This is a genomic window from Kitasatospora sp. NPDC029367, from assembly GCF_055569135.1.
On sequence record NZ_JBVHYH010000090.1, the window covers coordinates 1 to 21,436 of the forward strand.

Annotated in this window: 14 protein-coding genes; 4 read left to right on the top strand and 10 right to left on the bottom strand. The window is 75.6% G+C overall.

The features are described from left to right. Positions 1 to 156: 156 nt before the first annotated feature. Positions 157 to 369: a cold-shock protein gene (locus tag ACZ4W5_RS33415; protein ID WP_360243402.1), complete on the bottom strand. Its 213-nt coding sequence runs from the start codon at positions 367 to 369 to the stop codon at positions 157 to 159. A gap of 234 nt (positions 370 to 603) precedes the next feature. Here ACZ4W5_RS33415 and ACZ4W5_RS33420 point away from each other — a divergent pair, with 234 nt between their 5' ends. The 3 genes from ACZ4W5_RS33420 (at position 604) to ACZ4W5_RS33430 (ending at position 4,578) form a co-directional block, all read left to right on the top strand. Continuing rightward, positions 604 to 1,611 carry an RNA ligase family protein gene (locus tag ACZ4W5_RS33420; protein WP_465658787.1) on the top strand — a complete coding sequence of 336 codons (1,008 nt, stop codon included), beginning with the start codon at positions 604 to 606 and terminating at the stop codon, positions 1,609 to 1,611. Positions 1,612 to 1,939: 328 nt separating this feature from the next. Further along, positions 1,940 to 2,881, top strand: coding sequence for an AurF N-oxygenase family protein (locus ACZ4W5_RS33425; protein ID WP_465658789.1), 942 nt, complete (start codon positions 1,940 to 1,942; stop codon positions 2,879 to 2,881). Positions 2,882 to 2,916: 35 nt separating this feature from the next. Then, positions 2,917 to 4,578, top strand: a complete 1,662-nt coding sequence (locus ACZ4W5_RS33430; protein ID WP_465658791.1) for an FAD-dependent oxidoreductase — start codon at positions 2,917 to 2,919, stop codon at positions 4,576 to 4,578. A gap of 262 nt (positions 4,579 to 4,840) precedes the next feature. Here ACZ4W5_RS33430 and ACZ4W5_RS33435 read toward each other — a convergent pair whose 3' ends face one another. The 9 genes from ACZ4W5_RS33435 to ACZ4W5_RS33475 form a co-directional block, all read right to left on the bottom strand. Beyond that, entirely contained in the window at positions 4,841 to 5,935 is a 1,095-nt protein-coding gene (locus tag ACZ4W5_RS33435; protein WP_465658793.1) for an aromatic ring-hydroxylating oxygenase subunit alpha, read from the bottom strand. A 5-nt stretch (positions 5,936 to 5,940) separates the two neighbouring features. Next, entirely contained in the window at positions 5,941 to 6,795 is an 855-nt protein-coding gene (locus tag ACZ4W5_RS33440; protein ID WP_402484416.1) for a methyltransferase domain-containing protein, read from the bottom strand. A 139-nt stretch (positions 6,796 to 6,934) separates the two neighbouring features. Next, a complete protein-coding gene (locus ACZ4W5_RS33445; RefSeq protein WP_465658795.1) occupies positions 6,935 to 9,499 on the bottom strand; it encodes an FtsX-like permease family protein in 2,565 nt (854 codons plus the stop codon). Continuing rightward, positions 9,493 to 10,335, bottom strand: coding sequence for an ABC transporter ATP-binding protein (locus ACZ4W5_RS33450; RefSeq protein ID WP_360243380.1), 843 nt, complete (start codon positions 10,333 to 10,335; stop codon positions 9,493 to 9,495). The genes ACZ4W5_RS33445 and ACZ4W5_RS33450 overlap by 7 nt, the downstream gene beginning before the upstream one ends. Before the next feature lie 108 nt (positions 10,336 to 10,443). Continuing rightward, positions 10,444 to 15,228, bottom strand: a complete 4,785-nt coding sequence (locus tag ACZ4W5_RS33455; RefSeq protein WP_465658797.1) for a DNA repair ATPase — start codon at positions 15,226 to 15,228, stop codon at positions 10,444 to 10,446. Between the two features lie 25 nt (positions 15,229 to 15,253). Then, positions 15,254 to 17,275, bottom strand: coding sequence for a flotillin family protein (locus ACZ4W5_RS33460; protein ID WP_360243374.1), 2,022 nt, complete (start codon positions 17,273 to 17,275; stop codon positions 15,254 to 15,256). 64 nt (positions 17,276 to 17,339) lie between these two features. Next, positions 17,340 to 18,131: a hypothetical protein gene (locus ACZ4W5_RS33465; RefSeq protein WP_465658799.1), complete on the bottom strand. Its 792-nt coding sequence runs from the start codon at positions 18,129 to 18,131 to the stop codon at positions 17,340 to 17,342. Positions 18,132 to 18,371: 240 nt separating this feature from the next. Next, positions 18,372 to 19,487, bottom strand: a complete 1,116-nt coding sequence (locus ACZ4W5_RS33470; protein WP_402484425.1) for a PucR family transcriptional regulator — start codon at positions 19,485 to 19,487, stop codon at positions 18,372 to 18,374. A 111-nt stretch (positions 19,488 to 19,598) separates the two neighbouring features. Further along, the gene (locus tag ACZ4W5_RS33475) at positions 19,599 to 20,411 is read right to left on the bottom strand and encodes a GntR family transcriptional regulator (RefSeq protein ID WP_465658801.1); all 813 of its coding nucleotides are present in this window, start codon (positions 20,409 to 20,411) and stop codon (positions 19,599 to 19,601) included. A 170-nt stretch (positions 20,412 to 20,581) separates the two neighbouring features. Between ACZ4W5_RS33475 and ACZ4W5_RS33480 the strand changes: the two genes are divergently transcribed. Continuing rightward, complete coding sequence (locus ACZ4W5_RS33480; protein WP_465658803.1) at positions 20,582 to 21,346, top strand: tyrosine-protein phosphatase; 765 nt, start codon at positions 20,582 to 20,584, stop codon at positions 21,344 to 21,346. The last annotated feature ends 90 nt before the right edge of the window (positions 21,347 to 21,436 follow it).

The following is a 21,436-nucleotide window of genomic DNA, read 5'->3' on the forward strand; positions in this document are numbered from 1 at the left end:
GTTGATCGCCATCGCCCCGGACAGCGAGGTCAGCGAGGCTCTCCACCCGGTGCTAGACCGCCCCCCGCCCCCCCCCCCCCACCCCCCCCCCCCCCCCCACCCCCCCCCCCCCCCCCCCCCCCCCCCCCCCCCCCCGCGAACGGATCCCTCGGGCCACTACTCCTCGACGCGGACCTTGTCGGCCTGCATGCCCTTCTGGCCCTGGACGGCCTCGAAGGAGACCTTCTGGCCCTCCACCAGGGACTTGAAGCCGGTCGACTCGATCGCCCGGAAATGTACGAACAGGTCGGGGCCGGACTCCGGGCTGATGAACCCGAAGCCCTTCTCGTCGTTGAACCACTTCACGGTGCCGTACTGGCGGTCGGCCATGCCTACTCCTCGGGTTCGGGGGTGCCGTCGGCGTGATCCTCTCACGGAGGGCGCGTGGGTCAATACGAAGAGTAACGATTCTGCCCCTGTGCGCCCGTCGCGAGCCCGGTGGGCGCCCGGTGTGAGCCCGGTGCCTGCCGCTGTGGTGGGAGGCCGCCGCGCCCACGGCGGTGGAAGCGATCCGCTCGGGTATCTCCGTTGCGGGGGTGGGGCTTTGCGGCGAGGATCCTGTTCGTGTCCGACTCCTGGTCCGAACTGACGCCCTATCCGAAGATCCCCGCGAGGGGGCGCCCCGACGCGCCCGGCAGCCGGGAGTGGACGGCGGCGGAGAAGGTCCACGGCGCGCACTTCGCCGTGGTCTGCCAGGGCGACACCGTACGGGCCGCCAAGCGGCGCGACCTGCTCGGGGACGAGGACCTCGATGCCTTCTTCGGCGTCAGCCGGATCTGGCCCCGACTGCGCGTCGCGGCGGGCCGGTTCGCGGCGGCGGTACGGGCCGGCCGGGGCCGCGACGCCGTCGTCACCGTGTACGGGGAACTGGCCGGCGGCCGCTACCCCCACCCCGGGGTGCCCGCCGCCCCCGGCGTCGACCCCGTGCAGACGGGCGTCTGGTACGACCCCGGGCTGCGCTGGCTGCCCTTCGACGCCACGGTGGAGACCGCCGACGGCCGCTGCTGGCTCGCCGACCGGGAACTCCGCTCCGCCGCCGAAGCGGCCGGGCTCAGCTGTGCGCCGCTGCTCGCCCGTGGCCCGCTGAACACCCTCCAGGACCTGCCCGCCGCCTTCCCCAGCCGGGTGCCGGCCCTGTTCGGACTGCCCGAGCTCGCCGACAACCTTGCCGAGGGCTACGTCCTCAAGCCCGCCGGCGAATGGCGCGAGTCGGGGGCGGCGGCCCGGCCGGTGCTCAAGGTCAAGCAGAAGGCCTTCGCCGAGGACGGGCGCTACGACGGCGCCCGCCCCTACCTTCCCCCGCCCGAGGGTGCCGCCGGCGTCCCCGCCTGGCTGCTGGTCCAGGCCTCCGCCCTGCTCACCCCCACCCGCGCGGCCGCCGCCGTCAGCAAGCTCGGCCCGCGCACGGCCCCGGACACGGTCGCGGCCGAGATCGCCCAGGACGTCACCGACGAACTCGCCGAAGCCCTCGGCGGCCTGGAGCGGACCACCGCGTCCGCACTGCGCGACGCCCTCCGGCCCGCCGCCCACGCCCTGGTCCTCTTCGACGCCCAGGACCGGCGCCGGGCTTGAACGTACGTCCGTGCGGCGCGCGGACGGGACGTACGTCCGTCTCAGACGTCCACGGGGGTGCGCCTCCGTCCTGGGCTTGGTGAGACGTACGTCCGTATGAGACGCCCATGTCGGACCCATGTCTCAGATGTGCGTCTTGGACGTCCGTATGGAACGAACGTCCGTGTGATCCACCCGCCCCCGGGGCGCGCGCCGTCCGCCGCGCGCCGCCCGCTGTGCGCCGGTTCGGTGCTGCGCAGGGGGTTCTCGGGGACCGGCTCTTATTGTACTGTCCGTCTAATAAGGCGGGTGGGCGGGAACCCGCAGGGGCAGGCACCAGGAGGCAGCCATGGCTCTCACCCGGCAGACGGCGGCGGACCGGAACGGCCACGGGGCAGCGGAACACGGCCACACGGCGGCCGACGACGACGTCTCGAAGCGGCTGCTGGAGTCGGCCGCCACCCTCTCCTACGACCCGATGACCGAGATCGACTGGGAGGCGCCCCTCCCCGAGGAGCACTACGGTCTCAACCCCGAGTGGAGCACCCTCTACGGCACCCGGCTGTGGGACGAGATGACCGAGCGGCAGCGGGTCGTGCTCACCCGGCACGAGGTCTGCTCGATCATGAACACCGGCATCTGGTTCGAGATGATCCTCCAGCAGATGGTGCTGCGCGACCAGTACCTCAAGAACCCCGCCAACGCCGAGTTCCAGTTCGCGCTCACCGAGATCGCCGACGAGTGTCGCCACTCCATCATGTTCGCCCGCGCCTGCCAGAAGATGGGCGTCCCCGCCTACCGGCCCAACAAGGTGATCGCCCAGGCCGGGCGCGCCTTCAAGGCGCTCGCCAAGGGCGAACTCGCCTACGGCGGCATCCTGGTGGCCGAGGAGGTGCTGGACGTCATGCAGCGCGACTGGATGCGCGGCGAGAACGTCCTGGAGATCGTCCGCGGCACCTCCCGGATCCACGTGGTCGAGGAGTCCCGGCACATGAAGTTCGCCCGGCAGGAGATCCGCGAACGGGTCCGCCACGCGGGCCCGGCCCGGCGCCGCACCTCGGCCACCGGCATCGCCATCGGCGCGTACGTCATCGTCAGCAGCATGGTCCACCCGGGCGTCTACAAGGCCGTCGGGCTGGACGTGGCCCGGGCCCTCGACGAGGTGAAGGGCAACGAGCACCGCAAGGCGATGATGCGCAACAGCTCCCGGCACCTGATGGCGTTCCTCGCCGAGGCCGGGCTGCTCACCAGCCGGTCGGCGGCGATCTACCGCCGCGTGCACATGCTCTGACGATCCGTCACCCACAGCGAGGACCCACCCCGGCCATGGCCTACGCGATCACCCGGACCTGCTGCAACGACGCCTCGTGCGTGTCCGTCTGCCCGGTCAACTGCATCCACCCGACCCCGGAGGAGCCGGAGTTCGGCACCACCGACATGCTGTACATCGACCCGCAGGCGTGCATCGACTGCGGCGCCTGCGCGGACGCCTGCCCGGTCGACGCGGTGTACCCGGTCGACCGGCTGCGCGGGCCGGACGTCCTCTTCGGCGACCTCAACCGCGACTGGTACCGCGACCACCCCAACGACCACGCCTGGGGCGCGCCCAGCTTCCCGCGCAGCCTGCCGGGCGAGCTCGGCACCCTGCGGATCGCCGTGGTCGGCACCGGGCCCTCCGCCGGGTACACCGCCCAGGAACTGCTGCGCTGCACCAGCGCCGAACTCACCATGATCGACCGGCTGCCGGTCACCGGCGGCCTGCTGCGGCACGGCGTCGCCCCCGACCACCAGTCCACCAAGCGGATCGCGGAGAGCTTCGCGAGCGTCTCCCACGACCCGCGGCTGCGGATGCACCTCAACCTGGAGGTCGGCACCGACGTCACCCACGAGGAACTGGCCGCGCACCACCACGCGGTGGTGTACGCGGTCGGCGCGGCCGCCGACCGGCGGCTCGGCGTGCCCGGCGAGGACCTGCCCGGCAGCCTGCCCGCGACCTCCTTCGTCGGCTGGTACAACGCCGACCCGACGGTGCCCGCCGACGCGGTCGAGCTGTCCGCCGAGCGGGTCGTGGTGGTCGGCAACGGCAACGTCGCGGTGGACATCGCCCGCATCCTGCTCACCGACCCCGAGCGGCTCGCCGTCACCGACATCGCCGACCACGCCCTGGCCGCGCTGCGCCGCAGCCGGGTCCGGGAGGTCGTGCTGCTGGCCCGGCGCGGGCCCGGGCAGGCGGCCTGGACCGCACCGGAGTTCCTAGCGCTGCGCAGGCTGCCCGGGGTCGAGCTGGTGGTCGAGGACCACCCGCAGGTGCGGGCGGCGATCGAGGCGGCCGCGCCGGACTCGCGGGCCGCGCTGCTGGCCGGCCTGCCGCTGGTGCGCACCGACGAGGGCGCCGAGCCGGGGCCGGGCCGGCGGATCGTGCTGCGCTTCCTGTCGACCCCGGTGGAGCTGACCGGGGCGGACGGCCGGGTCGGCGGGCTGACGGTCGAGCGGACACGGCTGACCGAGGACGGCGAGCCCGACGGGACGACGGGGGAGCGCGAGGCCCTGCGGGCCGGGCTGGTGGTGCGCTCCATCGGGCACCGCGGCGTGCCGCTGCCGGGGCTGCCCTTCGACGAGCGGACCGGGACGGTCGCCCGGCGGGGCGGACGGGTCGTCGACCCGGCCACCGGGCGGGCGCTGCCGGGCGCGTACGTGGTCGGCTGGGCCAAGCGCGGGCCGTCCGGCGGGATCGGGGCCAACCGGGCCTGCGCGCGGGAGACGGTGGACGCGCTGCTGGACGACGCGGTGGCCCGGGTGCTGCCGGAACCCCCGGCGGGGCGGGCGGAGTTCGAACGCCTGGTGCGGCAGCGCCGGCCGGACGCCGTCGGGTTGAAGGAGCTGCGCGCGGTGGACCGGGCGGAGCGCGAGCGCGGTGCGGCGCAGGGGCGGCCGCGGGTGAAGCTGGCGACGGTGGCGGAGCTGCTGGCGGCGGGGCGGCGGCGGTAGGGCTTCTCGGCGGGGCCGTTCACCGGAGGCGGCCCGCGCGGGGTGGACGTGTGGGGTGGATGCGCGGGGGGATGTGCGGTGGGGTGTGCGGGGTGGATGTGCGGGCTACCCGGTTGACGCGAGCGTGACCCGGTGCGCATGGGGCGCGTTGGGTGGATGTGAGTAGTTCTGAGGTGACATCGACCGGTTGGCCCTGGTCGGCCGAAGAAACGATCCTGCACGGTGCGGGGCACCCTCCGGAACCCGATCCGGAGGTGCCCATCTACGCCGAGCTGGCCCGGTTGTGGCAGTCCGAGGGGCGGGCGGTGCCCGGGCTGCCCGATCCGCTCTGGGAGTCGCTGGCCGGTTCCGCCGTCCTGCCGCCGCCGTCGGAGCCCTCCGGGTAGAACTGCCGTGCCCAGCGCCGGAACAACCCGATCGAGCGCTCCCCGGGCACCAGCCTCGGCTGCGCCAGGTACCGCTTGTGGGCCAGCACCGGCCGGTCCTGCTTGATGATCCGCACCGAGGCCTGCAGGGCCAGCCAGGACGCCGCCCGGTCCACGGCCCGCGCCGCCCCGACCCCCGGCACCGGTACGGTGGCGGTCACCGCGAAGCGCACCAGGGTGCGCCAGGGCGCGAGCGGCGTCGGCAGCACCCACACCAGCAACGAGCTGCCCAGCTCCGGCAGTTCGGCCGTCAGCCGCATCATGCCCAGCCCCGCCAGCGTCACCGGCTGGTCCAGGCTCACCGCGCCCAGGCCCGGGAACCGGGTGGTGGTGCGCTGGTGGACGGTGAACAGCGGGCCGGCCGGCTCCGGTGGCGCGGTCTCGCGGGTGTCCAGGCCGTGCAGCACCGAGACGTGCCGGAAGTCCACGGCGTTCTCCATCACCTCCTGCGGATGGGAGAGCACCTCCCCGCTCCACCAGGCCAGCGGCCGCACCCCGACCGCGGGCGGCAGCTCCCAGGTGGGTGCGACGCTCTCCGGCCTGCCCTCCGGCCCGCTCTGCGACTCACTGCCCGACTCGCCGCGCCAGACGAACAGCGCGCCGTCCCGCTCGACCAGCCGGCGCCGCGCCAGCTCGCCGCGGAACCGGGTGCCGTCCGGGGAGCCCGTGCAGGAGCCGTCCGGGGCGAAGGCGAAGCCGTGGAACGGACAGACCAGCTCCTCGCCCCGCACCCGCCCGCCCGCGCCGAAGTGCGCGCCCAGGTGCGGACAGTGCGGTCCGATCGCGCGCACCGCGCCCCGGGCCGTCCGGTACAGCACCACGTCCTCGCCCATCAGCCGGGCCGTGCGCACCCGGCCGGGCGGCAGGTCGCGGGAGCGGCCCACGCAGAACCATCCACTCGGGTACGGCAGTGGGGCGGAGTGCTCGGCCATGGCGGTCACCTCGGTGGCTTGACGGCGGTGTGAACGTACCAGGCGATGTGCTCGCGCACCGCGTACATCTCCACGGTGGAACGGAGGTTGAGCCAGCGCGCCGGATCGCCGAGGCGGCGCAGCAGCTCCCATGGCAGCCGGAAGTACGCGTGCACCGCCTCGGTGGTCGGCAGGTAGTACCGCGTCGCGTCCAGGGACTCCTCGACCTCGAAGCCGGCCCCGGCGAGCAGCTGCGGCAGGTTGCCCGCGTGGTAGAGCCGGGCCCCGGTCATCGCCATCGCGTCCAGGTACGGTTCGAGCACGGCCCTTGCCGGTTCGGGGAGTTGGTCCACCGGGCCGGTGCTCATCGGGCCGAGCAGCACCAGCCGCCCGCCCGGGCGCAGCACCCGGTGGAACTCGGCCAGCGCGCGGGCCGGGTGGTAGGAGTGGACGAGCGTCTCCATCGAGTAGGCGCCGTCGAAGTGGCCGTCAGGGAAGGGGAGTTCGTGGTAGTCGCCCCAGCGGAAGTCGGTCCGGTCGGCCAGGGCGGCACGGGCGCTCAGGCGGTGGGCCTCGGCGAGGTGGAAGTCCAGCACGTCGACCCCGGTGACCAGCAGCCCGAAGCGGGTCGCCATCGCCCGGGCCACCACCCCGGCCCCGCAGCCCGCGTCCAGCACCCGTGATCCGGCGGGCAGCGCCAGCTTCCGTCCGAGCACGTCCTCGAGTTGACGCTGGGCCCGCCACAGCCGCCACTTGGACTGGCCGGGCTCCGTCCACCCCCAGTGCCGGGCGTTGCGCGCCACCCGGGTGTAGAACCACCGGCTCCCGGTGCGTCCGTACACCCGGCGCAGCGCGCTGAGATCGAGCTCCTGGGCGACCATGCCGTCACGCTAGCCGCGGGCCCGCCGCCCCTCCCGGCGGCGCCACGGGCGGTTGCGCCGCCGGGAGGGTTCGTACGGTCGTCGGACCGGGTGATCAACTGACCAGGGACGGCCCGGCCCCGCACGGGCCCGCGAGGCCTCAGGCCGCGCCCGCCGCGCCGCGCAGGATGCCGCTGCCGTCGCGGCCGCGCAGGGCGAGGGCCGCCGGGAGGACCGCCGCCGGGAGTGCGACAGCGGCGCAGCAGGCCGCCAGCACGCCCATCACCGTCCACGGCACCAGCATCGGCGTCGGGCCGACCAGCGCGGTCAGCGCCGTCCAGGAGCCGCCGACGCTGATCGCCGTGCCGAGCCCGCCCAGCAGGGCGCCGGCCGCCACGCAGAGCAGGGTCTCGACCGCCACCGTGCGCAGCACCTGGCCCCGGGTGGCGCCGGCCAGCCGCAGCAGGGACAGCTCCCGCCGCCGGTCGCCGGTGGTCATCACCAGCGAGTTGGCCAGGGTGATCACCGCGTAGCCGATCGCCAGGCCGAGGATCATCAGCAGGGCGTTCCAGGAGTCCCGCGCGGTGCTGTCGGTGGCGGCCGACCAGACCTGCTCCGGCGTTTCGAGCCGGGCGCCCAGCCCGTCCACGGCCGTCCGCAGGGCGGCGGTGGCCTGCGCCCGGTCGGTGCCGGGCAGCAGCCGCAGGTCGATCCGCTCGGCCAGGGCCGGTCCGCCGACCCCGCCGGTGACGGCGTCGGGGCCGGTCACCCAGGCCTGGACGGCCTCGGCGCCGGTGCCCAGCAGGGCGGCGACCCGCAGCTCCCGCGGGGTGCCGTCGGCCAGCCGGACGGCGATCCGCCCGCCGACCGCGGGCGAGCCCGGCCAGGTGCGGCTGAGCACGACCGAGCCCGGGCCGAGGTCGGCGAGCGAGCCGTCGACGACCGGGAGCCGGTCGACGGCGGCCAGTGCGGCCGGGTCCGCCGTCGCGGCCCGGAAGGACACCAGGGCCTGGCCGCCGTCGATCGGAGCCAGTACGGAGGTCGGGGTGATCACCGCCGCCTGCACCCCGGGGACGGCCCGGACCCGGTCCGCCACGGTCCGGCTCAGTCCGGGGGTGCCGGCCGGCACGACCACCAGGTCGGCGGCGGACAGCTGGGTGCGGGTCTCGGTGACCTGGGCGCGGTTGATGGTGTCGATGCTGCCGACCAGGCACCCGGCGAAGGCGACGATCAGCACCACCGGGGTGGTGGTCGCGGCGGTGCGCCGGAAGGCGGTCAGCGAGCTCTGCCGGGCGGTCGCCCAGACGATGCCGCCGCCGTCCTCGGCGGACCGGCCGCGCAGCCGGGCCACCAGTGCGGGCAGCGCCGTCAGCAGCCGGATCGCCGGCCCGGCCAGCACGGCCGCCAGCAGCACGCAGCCGGCCACGATCGGCAGCAGCAGGGCGAGCGAGTCGGCGACGCTCGCCGCCGCGTCCGGCCAGCTGCGGGCGGTCAGCGCGAGGGCGGCGATCCCGCCGCCGAGCACCAGCAGGCCGCTCGCCCAGCGGAACGCCAGGACGGCGCGCGAGGTCCGCTCGGCGTCCGCCTCCGCGAGCGCCTCGCCGGGGCTGATCAGGCCGGCCTTCACCGAGGAGAACAGCACGCCGGTGATCGCGGTCAGCAGCCCGATCGCGCCCGCGACCAGCAGCCCCCACCAGGTGACCGGGACGGTGAACCCGTCCGGCACCAGGTCGTGGTCGACCAGCCAGCGGCCGGCCGGCGCCGCCCCGGCCGCGCCCAGCGCGCATCCGGCGGCGGAGGCCAGCACGCCGACCACCAGCGCCTCCCGGTTGACCAGGGCGCGCAGTTGGCGACGGGTGGCGCCGATCAGCCGCAGCAGCGCGAGTTCGCGGCGGCGCTGGGCGATCGACAGAGCGAAGGTGCCGCCCACCACGAACACCGCGGTGCCGCCGGAGACCACGGCGGACAGGCCGAGCGGGGTCTGTACGGCGTCCAGCCGGGCGGCGACCTCGGCGTGGTGCGGGTCGGCCTGGCTGCGCTCGGCGCCGGTCAGCACCCGGGCGACGCCGGCCCCGCCGTTGGCCGCCACGGCCCGGCGTACGGCGTCGGCGGGGCCGAAGGCGGCCAACACGCCCACGGCGGGGCTGAATTGCGCGGCTCGGGTGTCGGTAAAGAAGACGGCGTGCTCGAAGGTCTCGGCCTCGGTGACGCCGGAGACCGTCGCGGTGTGCGGGCCGTCGGCGGTGACGAACCGGACCGACCGGCCGATCTGCTCCGGGCGGCCGCCGCCGATCACGACCTGGTCGTCGCCGGCGGGCGCGGCGCCGGCGGTGAGCCGGTAGCCGCCCAGGGCGGCGCTCGACCAGGCGCGGCCGACCTGGCCGCGCGGGCCGTCCGCGAGCTGGGCGTAGAAGGTGTGGTCCTCGACCGTGCGGCCGGTCGCGGCCACGGCGGCGAGCAGCCCGGCGGGCAGGCCCGGCTGGGCGGGGACCTGGGTCGGCTGGACGTCGCCGCCGCCCGCGGGCGTGAAGTCCACGTCCTGGTCGGCGACCACCAGCACCGGGGCCTCGGCGAAGCGCTGACGCCCCTGGTCCGGGACGCCCACGGTGGCCGAGATGACCAGGATCGAGGTGGCCAGCAGGGCGACGCCGCAGGCCAGCGCGACGAAGCTGCCGACGAAGGAGGCCCAGCGGAGCCGGACGGAGGCGAGGGCGAGGGTCAGCATGCGAGGGCTTCCTCGACGGCGCGGCTACCGGACGCGAGGGCCTCCTCGATGGCGTGGCGCTCCGGCGCGTCGGCCTTCTCGACGGCGTGGCCACCCGACGCGTCGGCCTCCAGCGCGGTCATTCGGGCGGCGACCTGCTCGGCCGTGGGCCGCTCCAGCGAGCCGGCCAGCCGGCCGTCCCGGAGGAAGAGCACCCGGTCCGCGTACGAGGCGGCGACCGGGTCGTGGGTGACCATCACCACCGCGCGGCCGGGGTCGTCGGCCATCCCGCGCAGCAGGGTGAGCACCTCGCGGCCGCTGCGGGTGTCCAGGGCGCCGGTCGGCTCGTCGGCGAGCAGCACCGCCGGGCGGGTGATCAGCGCCCGGGCGATGGCGACCCGCTGCTGCTGGCCGCCGGACAGCTCGCCCGGCCGGTGCGCGGCCCGGTCGGCGAGGCCGACGGCGGCCAGCGCGGCGGCCACCTCGGCCGCGGCGGGCCGGCGGCCGGACAGCTTGGCCGGGAGCGCCACGTTCTGCGCCGCGGTCAGCGCGGGCAGCAGGTTGAAGGACTGGAAGACGAAGCCGATCCGCTCCCGGCGCAGGATCGTCAGCTCCTTGTCCCGCAGCCCGCCGAGGACGGCACCGGCCACCCGTACCTCGCCCCGGTCGACGGCCTCCAGCCCGGCGGCGGCACGCAGCAGCGTCGACTTGCCGGACCCGGACGGCCCCATGACGGCGGTGAAGGTGCCGTAGGGGAACCCGACGGTCACGTCGTCGAGCCCGACGACGGGTTCGGGCCCGCGCCGGTAGGTCCGGCGGACGGAGCGGAGTTCGACGGCGAGGTCGGTGGCGTTCATGATCCCCATCCCACCGCCTGGGGTGGGGGCGGCTCAATGACCATGGGTTCACTTCCGGGGGTGTAGCCAGCTACACCCCCCTCGGCTACACCCCCCTCGCCCCCTCGGCTACACCCCCTCGCACCACCGGCGCTTCAACCGCTCCCAGCGCTCCGCCTGCTCCGCGGTCAGGGTGCCGCGCAGCTCGGCGAGTTTCAGCAGCTGGGCCTCGGCGTCGGCGCCCAGCGGCTGGGCCTCGGCGCGGTAGTGGTCGGTGAGCAGGGCGTCGAGTTCGGGCCGGGTGAGGGCCGGGTCGAGGCGCTGGGCGAGCTTGGCCATGTTGCGGTAGGAGCCCTGGAGCAGGAACGGCGGCTCGGTGCGGGCGCGGTCGTCCTGGGCGGCGGAGTCGAGGTAGGCGCGGTTGACGGCCAGGACGGTGCCGCGCAGGTGGAGCAGCCCGGCCAGCACGGCGGTCATCCGCTCGACCTCGGCGGCCGGCCAGGCGCCGGTCAGGGTGCCGCCCGGGGTGCCGCCGGCGCGGGCGAGCAGGGTGTCCAGGTCGGCCCGTTCGGCGGTGGCGAGCGGGGCCAGGTGGGGGCTGGCGGGCAGGGAGTTCTCGACGAAGCTGAGCGCGAAGAGGTCCTCCCGGCCGGCCACGGCGTCACCGAGGTTCCAGACGTCGGCCCGGTTGGCGAGCATGTCGGGGAGCCGGAAGAGCCGGCCGGACTCGGTGTACGGGTTGGCGGCCATCACCACGGCGAAGCGCTTGTCGCGCAGGTCCCACTCCCGGGCCTCCCCGTCCGCGACGCCGTCGATCCGGCGCTGGGCGTCGCACAGCGGGATGAAGCGCTGCAGGAACTCGGGCGAGGTGTGCTGCACGTCGTCCAGGTGGAGCAGCACGTTGTCGCCCGCGTGCAGTGCGAAGTTGAGCTTCTCCAGCTCGCGCCGGGCGGCGGCGTCGGGGGCCTCGGCCGGGTCCAGCGAGGTGACCCTGTGGCCGAGGGCCGGGCCGCTGACCGAGACCAGCAGCAGGCCGAGCCGCTCGGCGAGGTACTCGACCAGGGTGGTCTTGCCGTAGCCGGGCGGGGAGACCAGCAGCAGCAGGCCGCTGCGGTCCACCGGCCCGCCGGGGCCGGCGGTGCCGAGCTGCTTGGCCAGGTTGTCGCCGATCAGCGGCAGGTACACCTGGTCGATCAGCCGGTTGCGGACGAAGCCGTTGAGCGGTGCGGGCCGGTACTGGTCGAGCCGCAGCCGGGCGTGTTCGGCGGCCAGCAGCTCACCGCGCAGCCGCTGGTAGGCGCGGTGTCCGGGGGCGTCGACCGCCTCGAACTCGCGGACCCGGGCGAGCAGTTCGTCCAGGCGGAGGTCCAGTGCGCCGCCGCGCAGGCGGGGGTGGTCGCCGAGCAGTCCGGACAGCCGGGTGCCGACGGCGCCCTCGGCGGGGCGGCGCGGCAGGGCCGGGCAGAGCAGCACGGCGGCGGCCTCGGCGAGGTCGCCACGATCGGCGTCGGCGGCGGCCGACTCCAGCCAGGCGGTGGCCAGTTGGAGTCGTACGGGCAGCAGGGACGGGTCCTCGGGCAGGGCGGTCAGGGCCTCGGTCAGCCCGGCGGACTCGGGGGCGGCGTGGAACTTCTCCAGCAGCGCGCGGGCCCCGGCCGACTGGGCGAAGGTCGGTGCGGCGGCGGAGGACGTTGCGGAGGACGGTGCGGCGGCGGCGAGTTCGGCCACCAGGTAGTCCCCGGTGCCCCGGTAGTCCCCGGCGCCCAGGCGTTCCCCACCGGCCGCGCCCTGGGCGGACCCGGTCGGGACGAACTCCGCCACGGCGGCCGACAGTTCGGCCGCCAGCGCGGCCAGCGCCGGCACCGCGCCCCCGTACGCCTGCCGGGCGAGGCCCAGCGAGCGGGCCCGGGTGTGCCAGACCAGCCGCTGCCGTTCGTCCGTGCCGTGCGCCCAGTACAGCTGGGCGGCCGCCCGGGCCGCCGCCGGGTGCCGCAACAGGCCTGCCTCGGCGCGGAGTTCGAGCAGGGCGCGGAGCACCAGCGCGGCGTCGTGGTCGTGCACCCCGCGCTGGTAGCCCTCGTCCGGTCGCCGTTCGGCGGCCCGCCGGACGTACTCCAGCAGGTCGCCCTCGGGCTCCCCGGGCTCGGCGGCCAGCAGCAGGCTCGCGGCCAGGTACTCGGCGCGGTAGAGCGCGGGCGTCTCGGAGGGCAGCGGCCGGTCCCAGTACCGCTCGGTGGCGGCGAAGGCCGGGTCGGTGACCGGGGCGCGGTAGTCGGTGCCGGTGAGGGTGAAGGCCGGGCGGCCCCGCCAGGGCAGCAGGGTGAGTTCGGGGCGCTGGGTGGTGACCGTGAACAGGTGGCGGCCCAGTCGCAGGGTGCCGGGGCCGTCCCCGGCGAGCTCGGCCCGGTCGCGCAGCGCCCGGTGGGCGCGGCCGCGCGCGGCGCGCAGCCGTCCGGTCAGCTCCTCGGCCCGGACCCGGTCGCCGAGGGCGGTCAACTGCCCCGCGAGGTCGCGGAGTTTGACGGCCGTCGGGTCGGCGGCCAGGGCGGCGTCGATCTCGGCGGCGGTGGACAGGGCGGCCAGCCGCCGGTGCAGGGTGTCGAGGATCCGCTCGGCGGAGGCGGCCAGCCGGTCGGCCCGCCCGGCGCGTTCCTCCAGCAGGTGCTGGCGGCGGGCGGTGAGGGCGTCGTGGACCTCGGTGCGGCGTTCGGCGAGCTGTTCGCCGAGCGCCGGGTCGGCGTCGGCGAAGCGGGTCTCCAGCTGCTCGATCCGCAGCAGCAGCCGGCCGAGCCGGTCGTCGCAGGCCTCGGGGGTGTCGGCGGCGGCCAGTGCCGCGGTGACGGCCTGGGCGAGCAGCGCCGTCTCGGCGGCGAACTCGGCGGCGGCTTCGCGGGTGCGCAGCTCGCGGCGGCGGACGGTCAGTGTGCTGCGGGCCCGGTTGAGCAGCCCGAGCACGTCGGCGAGCCGGTCCAGGATGGCGGTGCGGGTGGTGGCGTCGGCCAGGTCGAGGGTGCCGACCAGCTCCGAGACGGTCTGCAACGCCTCGCTCTGCGCGGTGAGTTCGAGGCCCAGCGGCTCGGCCTCGGCGGCGGTCGCCAGCGCGGCGCAGCGCTCGGCCAGCTCGCCGGCCCGGCGCCGGTGCGGCTCGAAGGCGGTGGGTTCGGCGAGTTGGACCACGGCCCGGTCGGCGGCCTCGGCCAGCCCGTCGGCGAGGTGCTCGGCGAGTGCGTCGATCCGCTCCGGCCGGGCGCGCGGCAGGTCCCGCAGGGCCTCCACCCGGCCCTGGGCGCGGCGCAGCGCGGCCAGCCGGTCGACCCATTCGGCGGCGTCGGCGAGCGTCTCGCCGCGCGCGGTGCGCAGCAGGCCCTCGATGTGCTCGGCGGTCTCCTCGGTGCGGGCGGCGGCGTGCGCGGTGAGCTGGGCGACCGCCTCGTACTCGGCGATCACCTGCCGGGCGGTGTCGCGGATCTCGGCGAGCGGTGCGGCGAGGCCGCCCAGGCCGCTCTGGCCGAGCCAGTGGTGCCGGTCGGCGGTGCGGGTGCAGGCGGCGAGCACGGCCTGGTGCCCGGCCGGGGTGTCGGCGCCGGCCGCGGCCAGCCGGGCGAGGGCGAGGCAGTCGGCCAGGCCGCGGACCAGGTCGGCGTTGCCGATCCGGGCCAGCGGGCCGGTGCCGGGCGGCTGTTCGGCGGCGTGCCGCTCGCTGGTGAAGGGGCTCTGCCAGAGCTGGACGGGGTGCAGCCGGGTGGGGCCGTCCTCGGCCGGGCGCAGCGCGATGAGGGTGCCGTCGTCGAGCAGCGCGTAGCCCTGGCAGGCGAGCGGGGCGGCGGCCTCCTGGCGGACGGAGTTGTACGGCTGGAGCAGCGCCCGGCCGTCGGTGGCGGAGCGGAACTCGTACAGCACGTCCTCGCCGTTGGGGGAGAGGACGGTGCGTTCGTACGCGAGGCCGTCGACCGGCTGGTCGAAGGTGCGCACGGTGCCGTCGGCGAGGTGGCAGCCGCCGGGGAAGGCCACGCCCTGGTCGGCGGGCAGCCGCAGGCAGGCCTGGCCGAGGGCATCGATCCGGGTGACCCGGCCGGTGGGCAGGTGGACCACCAGGTGCCGGACGGTCTCCTCCTGGTACGGGCGCACCCGCACCAGCAGCAGGGTGGCGAGCCGGGCGTGGGCGACCTGGGCGTCGGCGAGGGTCTGCAGGGCCTCGGCGAGCGGCTCGCGGTGCAGTTCGCGGCCGTCGGGGGTGGTGAGGGTGAGCCGTCCGCCGTCCACGCCGAGGTGGAGTTCCCCGGCGAGGTCGGCGCGCGGTGCGCTGCCGGGGGCGGCGGGCAGCTGGTCGTCGCGGGTGAGCTCGGTCCAGTCGAGCTGCTGGCCGTCGGCGGGGGTGTGGTCGCGTTCGCCGCGGCCGTCCTGGTAGCTGGCGCCGTCGTCGTCGAGGCGCCAGCGCAGCACCCGGACGTCGGCGGCGGCCGGGCCGGTGCGGAAGACGGCGAGCAGCCGTCCGCCGACCGGGCGCAGCCGTTCCAGCCGGGCGTCGCGGAAGTAGCGGCGCAGGTCGGTGAGGTCCTGGCGCAGCCGCGGGTCGTCCAGCAGGGCGCCGCCGGTGGGGGAGAGGTCGTCGGGCCGGTGGAGGCCGAGGAGGTCGGTGACCTCCTCGGCGCCGTCCGCCGGCTCGGCCGGGCGGGTGCCGAGCAGCAGCAGCCCGCCGACGGCGGTGAGGTCCTGCGGCAGGCAGGCGCGGGCGGTGGTGAGCCGCCTGGTGCCGGTGAGCCGCAGTTCCCCGCCGCCGAACTCCTCGACCCGGCGGGCGTTCAACGCCTCCGCGCGGTCGGCGAGTTCGGCGGCGGCCCGGGCGAGCCGGCCACGCAGGACCTCGTAGCTGCCGGCGTCGGGCCGGGCGTCGTCGAGGGCTTCCACGGTCATGTTCCTCAGCTGCTCGGCGGGGTGGCTACTTGCTGCCGTTCACGGCGGCGCCAGTGAGCGCCCCGATCGGGGTCTCGGCGATGCCCAGCTTCCGCGCCGAGTCGAGCAGTTGGCGCAGCTGCCCGGCCTGCTCGCCGCCGCCGCCGATCAGCTTGAGCAGCAGCGCGGACACCGTCAGGTTCTGCACGTCCGCGGTGGACACCGAGGAAAGCACCCGGGTGAGGTCCTGGGTGAAGTCGGCCCGCCCGTCCAGCCAGGGACCGGCCAGCGCCTGGGCGGTCTGCGAGTGGCCGACGAAGGCGTCCACGCTCTTGCCGGCCGTCACCGACTGCACCAGCCGGTCGAAGAAGACCGAGTCCCCGCCGACGATGTCGATCTTGGCCTTCTCCAGTCCGGCGGCGACCAGCGCGGCCTGCGCCTCGGCGATCTGCCGCTGGGTCTCCAGCCCGGCCAGACGGACGTCCTTCTCGGCGGCCAGCCGCAGCCGGTACTCCTCGTGCCCGCGCGAGGCCTCGTCCAGCTTGGCCATCGCCGCGGCCTTCTCGGTCAGGCCCTCGGCCTCCGCCTTGAGCTTGGCGCCGACCTCCAGCGCGGTCGCCTTGGCCTTCTCGGTCTGCACCGCGGCCTCGGCGCGGCCGACCTTCTCCACCGCCGCGGCCTCCTGCTCCCGCACCTGCACCCGGGCCAGCCCCTCGGCGGCGGCCTCCGCCCGGACGCCCTCGGCCAGCTTGACCTTGGCGGCCGCGTCCAGCTGGGCGGCCTGCTGCCGGGCCTCGGCCAGCACCAGCGACTCACGGGCCTTGTGCGAGGCGGCCTGCTCGGCGGCCTCGGCGGCCTTGATGTCCTTGACCAGCTTCTCCTGGGCCTCCGCCTCGGCCTGGATGACCACGGCCTTGCGCACCCGCTCGGCCTCCTCGACGGCCCGCAGGGTCTTGACGGCCTCCTCCTGCTCGGCGACGGTGCGCTCGACCGCGACCCGCTCGCGGACCACGTCGGCGACCTCCCGGCGGCGGGACTCGACCTCCTTCTGCTTGGCCATCACGGCGAGTTCGGTCTCCCGCTCGCGGCCGACGACCTCCAGCAGGCGGTCCTTCTCGATCCGCTCGTTCTCCACCGCGATCACCCGCTCGCGGTTCTTCTGCGCCACCGCGACCTCGCGGGCCTGGTTCTCCCGCTGCACCCCGAGCACCTCCTCGGTGCGCAGGAAGGCGGTCTGGGCGTTGAGCCGCTCCTCCTCCTGCACCCGGGCGATCACCGCGTCCTCCTTGGCCCGCAGGGTCTCGATCTCGCGGCGCTGGCGGATCTCGGCGTCGGCCTGGCGGCGCTCCAGTTCCAGGACGGTCTCCCGGGCGTCCACGTTCTGCCGGGTGATCTCCTTCTCCTCGTTGCGCTGGTACTCGTTGGTGCGCACGTGCTCGATCGCGGTCAGCTCGGTGATCTTGCGGATGCCCTGGGCGTCCAGGATGTTGTCGCCGTCCAGCTGGCTCATCGGGGTCTGTTCGAGGTGGTCGATCGCCGCGTCCTCGAGGGTGTAGCCGTTGAGGTCGGTGCCGATGACCGCGATGATCTGGTCCCGGAACTCGTGCCGGTGGGTGTACAGGTCGGTGAAGTCCAGCTGCTTGCCGACGGTCTTGAGCGCCTCGGCGAACTTCGCCGCGAAGAAGTCCTGGATCGCCTGCGGGTCGCTGGCCCGGGCGGTGCCGATCGACTGCGCCACCTTGACGACGTCCTCGACGGTCTTGTTCACCCGGACGAAGAAGGAGATCCGGATGTCCGCCCGGATGTTGTCCCGGCAGATCAGACCGTCCCGGCCGGCCCGGTGGATCTCCACCGTCTTCGCGGTGATGTCCATCAGCTCGGCCTTGTGCAGGACGGGCAGGACGATCGCCCCGGTGAAGGTGACGTCCACGCTCTTGGTGCGGGAGACGATCAGGGCCTTGCCCTGCTCGACCTTCTGGAACAGGCGCCCCACGAAGAGCAGCGCGGCGAGCAGGATGAGCAGCACGACGGCGATGAGTACGCCGAAACCCACGGCGATGGTGTCCATCACGGAGTCCTTTGACGGGATGGTGGTGCGAAGTGGTTGGCGAGGAAACGAGACTGACGGCGTGTCAGAGGCCCGGCGGGGACGGGTCGAACGGCGCGACCAGGAAGTGCTCGCCGTCCGCGTCGTAGTCGTAGATCAGCGCGGTGCGCCCGGCGGTGAGCTCCGGGTCCGCCTGCGGGGTGCGGACCTGCACGGTGGCGGTGGAGCCGTCCTCGGCGGTCACCTCGGCCTGCCCGAAGTCGGCCGTCACCCGGCCGGTGCGGATCACGCAGACCCGGCCGACGAAGTCGCCCCGGGTGACCGGCCGGTCCTCGGGGAACAGCCGCCGCAGCGGCCGGACGAGCACCCGGGTGCCCGCCCAGGAGGCGACCAGCGCGACGACGAACACGCCGCCGCGCGCCGGTGCCCCCGAGGTGAGGACGGTGCCGGCCAGGCTGACGAACCAGGCGAGCGCGACCAGCAGCGACACCGCCACCGTCGCGGGCACCCCGCCCAGCCCCAGCGCGTCCAGCACGCCCCCGTGGTGGCCCGCCCCCTGCCCCCCGTCGGCGGTCCCCCCGCCGGTACCGTGCCCGCCGGTACCGTGCCCGCCGGACGCCCCGTGGGCCACGTGTCCCCCGACACCGTGCCCCCCGGCACCGTGTCCGACGTGACCCACCGGGCCCCCGTGTCCGGCGTGCCCGGCGTGCCCGGCACCCAGGTGGTGCCCGACGCCGTGCCCCCCGTGCACGGCGTCGAACCCCAGGCCGCCGATCAGCATCAGCAGCCAGTACCCGACGACCACCACCAGCGCGAAGCTGAACAGCGCCGTGGGAAAGGCCAGCGCGGCCGCGAAGAAGTCCCCCGTCCCGGCCATGCCCCCCGCCTTTCCCCCGGCACCGAGCATCGGCGCCGCAGAGATCATGGCAGCGGGCGGGGCGTCCGCACATTGCCAGGATCCGGCAATCTTTACGGCCTTTTGACACCCTGGTACGCGCGCCGCCCGTGACACTGTGACGGTCGGGCAACAGAACGGCCCTGACCAGGTCACCCGGGGTTTCGGCGAGCCCGGAGGCGGGCGGTGGAAGGCCGGGAACAGGCCCTCCGCGGGGGCGTCCTACAGCGGTTGTTCGGGCCAGTTCAGCAACCGCGCCCCCATCGCCGCCGTCTCCAGGGTGAAGCGCTGCAGGGCGTCCGAGGGGTCGTAGCCGGTGAGCGCCTTGATCCGCTCCAGGCGGTAGCCGAGGGTGCGCACGCTCAGCCCCAGCCGGCGCGCCGCCTCCGCGTTCACGTACGCCGCCTCCGCCTGCACCGCGATGGTGTCCAGCAGCGGACGGGCCCCGCCGCGCGCCTCGGTCAGCGGGCCGAGCACGCTGCGCACCAGGTCGGCCATCGCCGCCCGGTCGCGCATCAGCACCGGGAACACCAGCAGCTCCTCGGCCCTCAACTGGCAGGCCGGCAGGCCCAGTCGCTGCGCGTAGTCCAGTGCGTCCAGGGCCTCGTCGTAACTGCGCAGCACCCCGCTCGCCCCCGAGTGCCGGCGGCCGGTCGCCACCCGCAGCACCGGCCGGTAGCCGGGCCCGGGGTGCAGCGTCAGCTCGGCGAAGGCCTCCAGCACGGCCCGCTCGGAGTCCGGGGCGATGCACACCAGCCGGCCGTCCTTGCTGGCGAGCAGGACGTCCCGCTCGCCGAACCGCCCGGTCAGCTCCCGCTCCACCCGGTGCAGCATCGGGTGCACGTCCGCGTACCGCTCGTCGCCCACCGCGACCGCCACCGTGTACGCGCCCGCCAGTCGCAGCCCGAACCGCTCCGCGCGCTCGGCGAGCAGCCCCAGGTCGCTCCGCCCGTGCAGCAGGTCGTCGATGAACTCCCGCCGGGCCGCCTCCTCCTGACGGACCGCCAGCCGCTGGGCGCGCTCGTGGCCCTCGCCCAGGGCGGCCAGCGCGGCGTCGGTGGCGGCCAGCACCGCGTCACCGATCCGGCGCAGCTCGCCGACACTGCTCGCGGTTGTCGTCCCCGGCAGGGTCTGCCAGGCCCGCCGGGCCGCCGCCAGGCAGTGCGAGACCACCTCGCGCAGCCCGTAACCGGCCTCGGCGCACTGCTCGCCGAGCCGGCGCAGCGCCTCCAGCTCGTCCCGGCGCAGCAGGCGCCCGGTGCGGGAGGTGTCGGCGAGCAGGGCGAGGTACGCCTCGGCCAGCTCGTTCGGTATGTCGCACTCGTCCGTCTCGTTCACCCTTACTGCCAACCCCCGTGCGGCCTGCGATTTCGGCGCTGAACGCTATCAGGATCCGTACGCCCGGGAGCCGTGCCCGCCGGGGCCGGGGCCGATTTCGCGGGGCATGCCCTACCGCTCGCGGAAGTGCAGCACGAAGCGCGCGCTGCTGCCGTCGATCCGGCGCCGGACGTACAGCGCCGGGGTGCCGTCCGGGGTGCAGCTGACCCCCTCGCGGACCAGCAGCGGGGTGCCCGCCGGGACACCCAGCAGCTCGGCGTCCGCGAGGTCCGCGCCGATCGCGCCGAAGGCCCGCCAGTCGTACTCCAGCTCCACCCCGGCCGCCCGGGCCAGGTCCAGCACCAGGTTCCCGGCGTGGCCGGGCCGCACCAGCTCGGCGGGCAGCGGACCGAACGGCACCCAGTAGCTGCACGCCGCCCGGGCCCGGCCGCCGAGCCGGATCACCGAGTCCAGCCGGTGCAGCTCGCCCGGCGCCCGGCCCAGCTGGCGGGCCGCCTCCTCGTCCTCGGCCGAGCCGGTCACCGGCGGGGCGGCCACCACGAACTCGCCGTCGCCGCGGTCCCCCTCCGGCACGGCCTCGTGCACGCTGCCCAGGTCGAAGCGCTGGCTGCGCGGGTCCACCGCGATGGAGACCCGGACGGCGGGCGGGCGGACGAAGGTGCCCACGCCCCGGCGGATCTCCACCGCCGCGGCCCGCTCCAGCTCCGCGACGGCCTGCCGTACGGTCAGCCGGTTCACGCCGAACTCGGCGCTCAGCTCCGGCTCGCTCGGCAGCCGGGCGCCCGCGGGGTAGCCGCCCGCGTCGATCCGCTCCTGGAGCCGGCGGGCCAGCCTTCGGTAGACCGGGGTGTTCGGGCCGTCGGGAGGAGTGTTCGTAGTGTCGGGGGGAGGGTTCGCGGGAGTGCTCGGGGGGTTCGTCGCCACGGAGCGATCCTACGAAGCCGAGGGCCCCGCCCCGGGTCGCCGTGGCGGGCCGACGGCGGTGGGATGGAGGGGTGCCCCGTACCCGCCGGGGGAATTGGACATCTAGACGTCTAGATGTCCTACTGGACGTCCGGTTCCCCCCGTGTGCGGCTTCACCGAAAGGTCCTCGCATGTCCCTGGTCAACTTCCGCGACTCCGCCGTCCTCAGCGACCCGGAGGGCCTGCGGATCCGCCCCGGCGTGCTGTACCGCTCCGCCCAGCCGTTCCCGGCCGCCGACGAGGCCGTCGTCGCCCAGCTGCGCGCCTGCGACATCCGCACCGTCGTCGACCTGCGCGACCCCCGCGAGACCCAGCCCGACGACTGGGCCGCCGCCGAGGCCGCCGGGATAGCCGTGGTCGCCGCCCCGGTGAACCCGGCCACCGACGCCCTCACCGCCCACATGGCGACCATGACCACCGCCGCCGACCTCGGCGAGTTCTACCTGCTGCTCGCCGAATCCGCCCCCGAGGCCGTCGCCGCCGCTGTCGAGGCCGCCACCCGCCCCGGCGCCGTCCTGCTGCACTGCGCCGCCGGCAAGGACCGCACCGGGCTGCTCACCGCCCTGCTGCTCGACCTCCTCGGCGTGCCCGCCGAGCGGATCGTCGAGGACTACGCCCGCACCGCCGAGGCCCTCCCGCAGATCTTCGCCAACCTCGCCGAGCGCCACCGCACCGCCCTCAACGACCGGGGCACCGGCACCCGGGTCACCGACTCCGAGGGCCGCACCCTCACCATCCCCGCCCCGCTGCTCGAGGCCCCGGCCGAGGCGATGTCCGTCTTCCTCGGCCACGTCCGCACCCGCCACGGCGGCGCGGAGGCCTTCCTCCCCGCCTGTGGTGTCCCGGCGGCCACCCTCGCGGCCTTCCGCGCCAAGGCCGTGGCCCCCGCGGCCTGACCCGGCGAGGGGGGGGGGGGGGGGGGGGGGGGGGGGGGGGGGGGGGCGGGGGGGGAGGGGGGGGAGGGGGAAGGGGGGGGGGGGTGGGGG

Excerpts from the sequence above, each read along its gene's own strand:
- ACZ4W5_RS33415 (WP_360243402.1), bottom strand. The coding sequence starts at position 369 with ATGGCCGACCGCCAGTACGGCACCGTGAAGTGGTTCAACGACGAGAAG.
- ACZ4W5_RS33425 (WP_465658789.1), top strand. The coding sequence starts at position 1,940 with ATGGCTCTCACCCGGCAGACGGCGGCGGACCGGAACGGCCACGGGGCA.
- ACZ4W5_RS33430 (WP_465658791.1), top strand. The coding sequence starts at position 2,917 with ATGGCCTACGCGATCACCCGGACCTGCTGCAACGACGCCTCGTGCGTG.
- ACZ4W5_RS33435 (WP_465658793.1), bottom strand. The coding sequence starts at position 5,935 with ATGGCCGAGCACTCCGCCCCACTGCCGTACCCGAGTGGATGGTTCTGC.
- ACZ4W5_RS33440 (WP_402484416.1), bottom strand. The coding sequence starts at position 6,795 with ATGGTCGCCCAGGAGCTCGATCTCAGCGCGCTGCGCCGGGTGTACGGA.
- ACZ4W5_RS33445 (WP_465658795.1), bottom strand. The coding sequence starts at position 9,499 with ATGCTGACCCTCGCCCTCGCCTCCGTCCGGCTCCGCTGGGCCTCCTTC.
- ACZ4W5_RS33450 (WP_360243380.1), bottom strand. The coding sequence starts at position 10,335 with ATGAACGCCACCGACCTCGCCGTCGAACTCCGCTCCGTCCGCCGGACC.
- ACZ4W5_RS33455 (WP_465658797.1), bottom strand. The coding sequence starts at position 15,228 with ATGACCGTGGAAGCCCTCGACGACGCCCGGCCCGACGCCGGCAGCTAC.
- ACZ4W5_RS33460 (WP_360243374.1), bottom strand. The coding sequence starts at position 17,275 with ATGGACACCATCGCCGTGGGTTTCGGCGTACTCATCGCCGTCGTGCTG.
- ACZ4W5_RS33465 (WP_465658799.1), bottom strand. The coding sequence starts at position 18,131 with ATGGCCGGGACGGGGGACTTCTTCGCGGCCGCGCTGGCCTTTCCCACG.
- ACZ4W5_RS33480 (WP_465658803.1), top strand. The coding sequence starts at position 20,582 with ATGTCCCTGGTCAACTTCCGCGACTCCGCCGTCCTCAGCGACCCGGAG.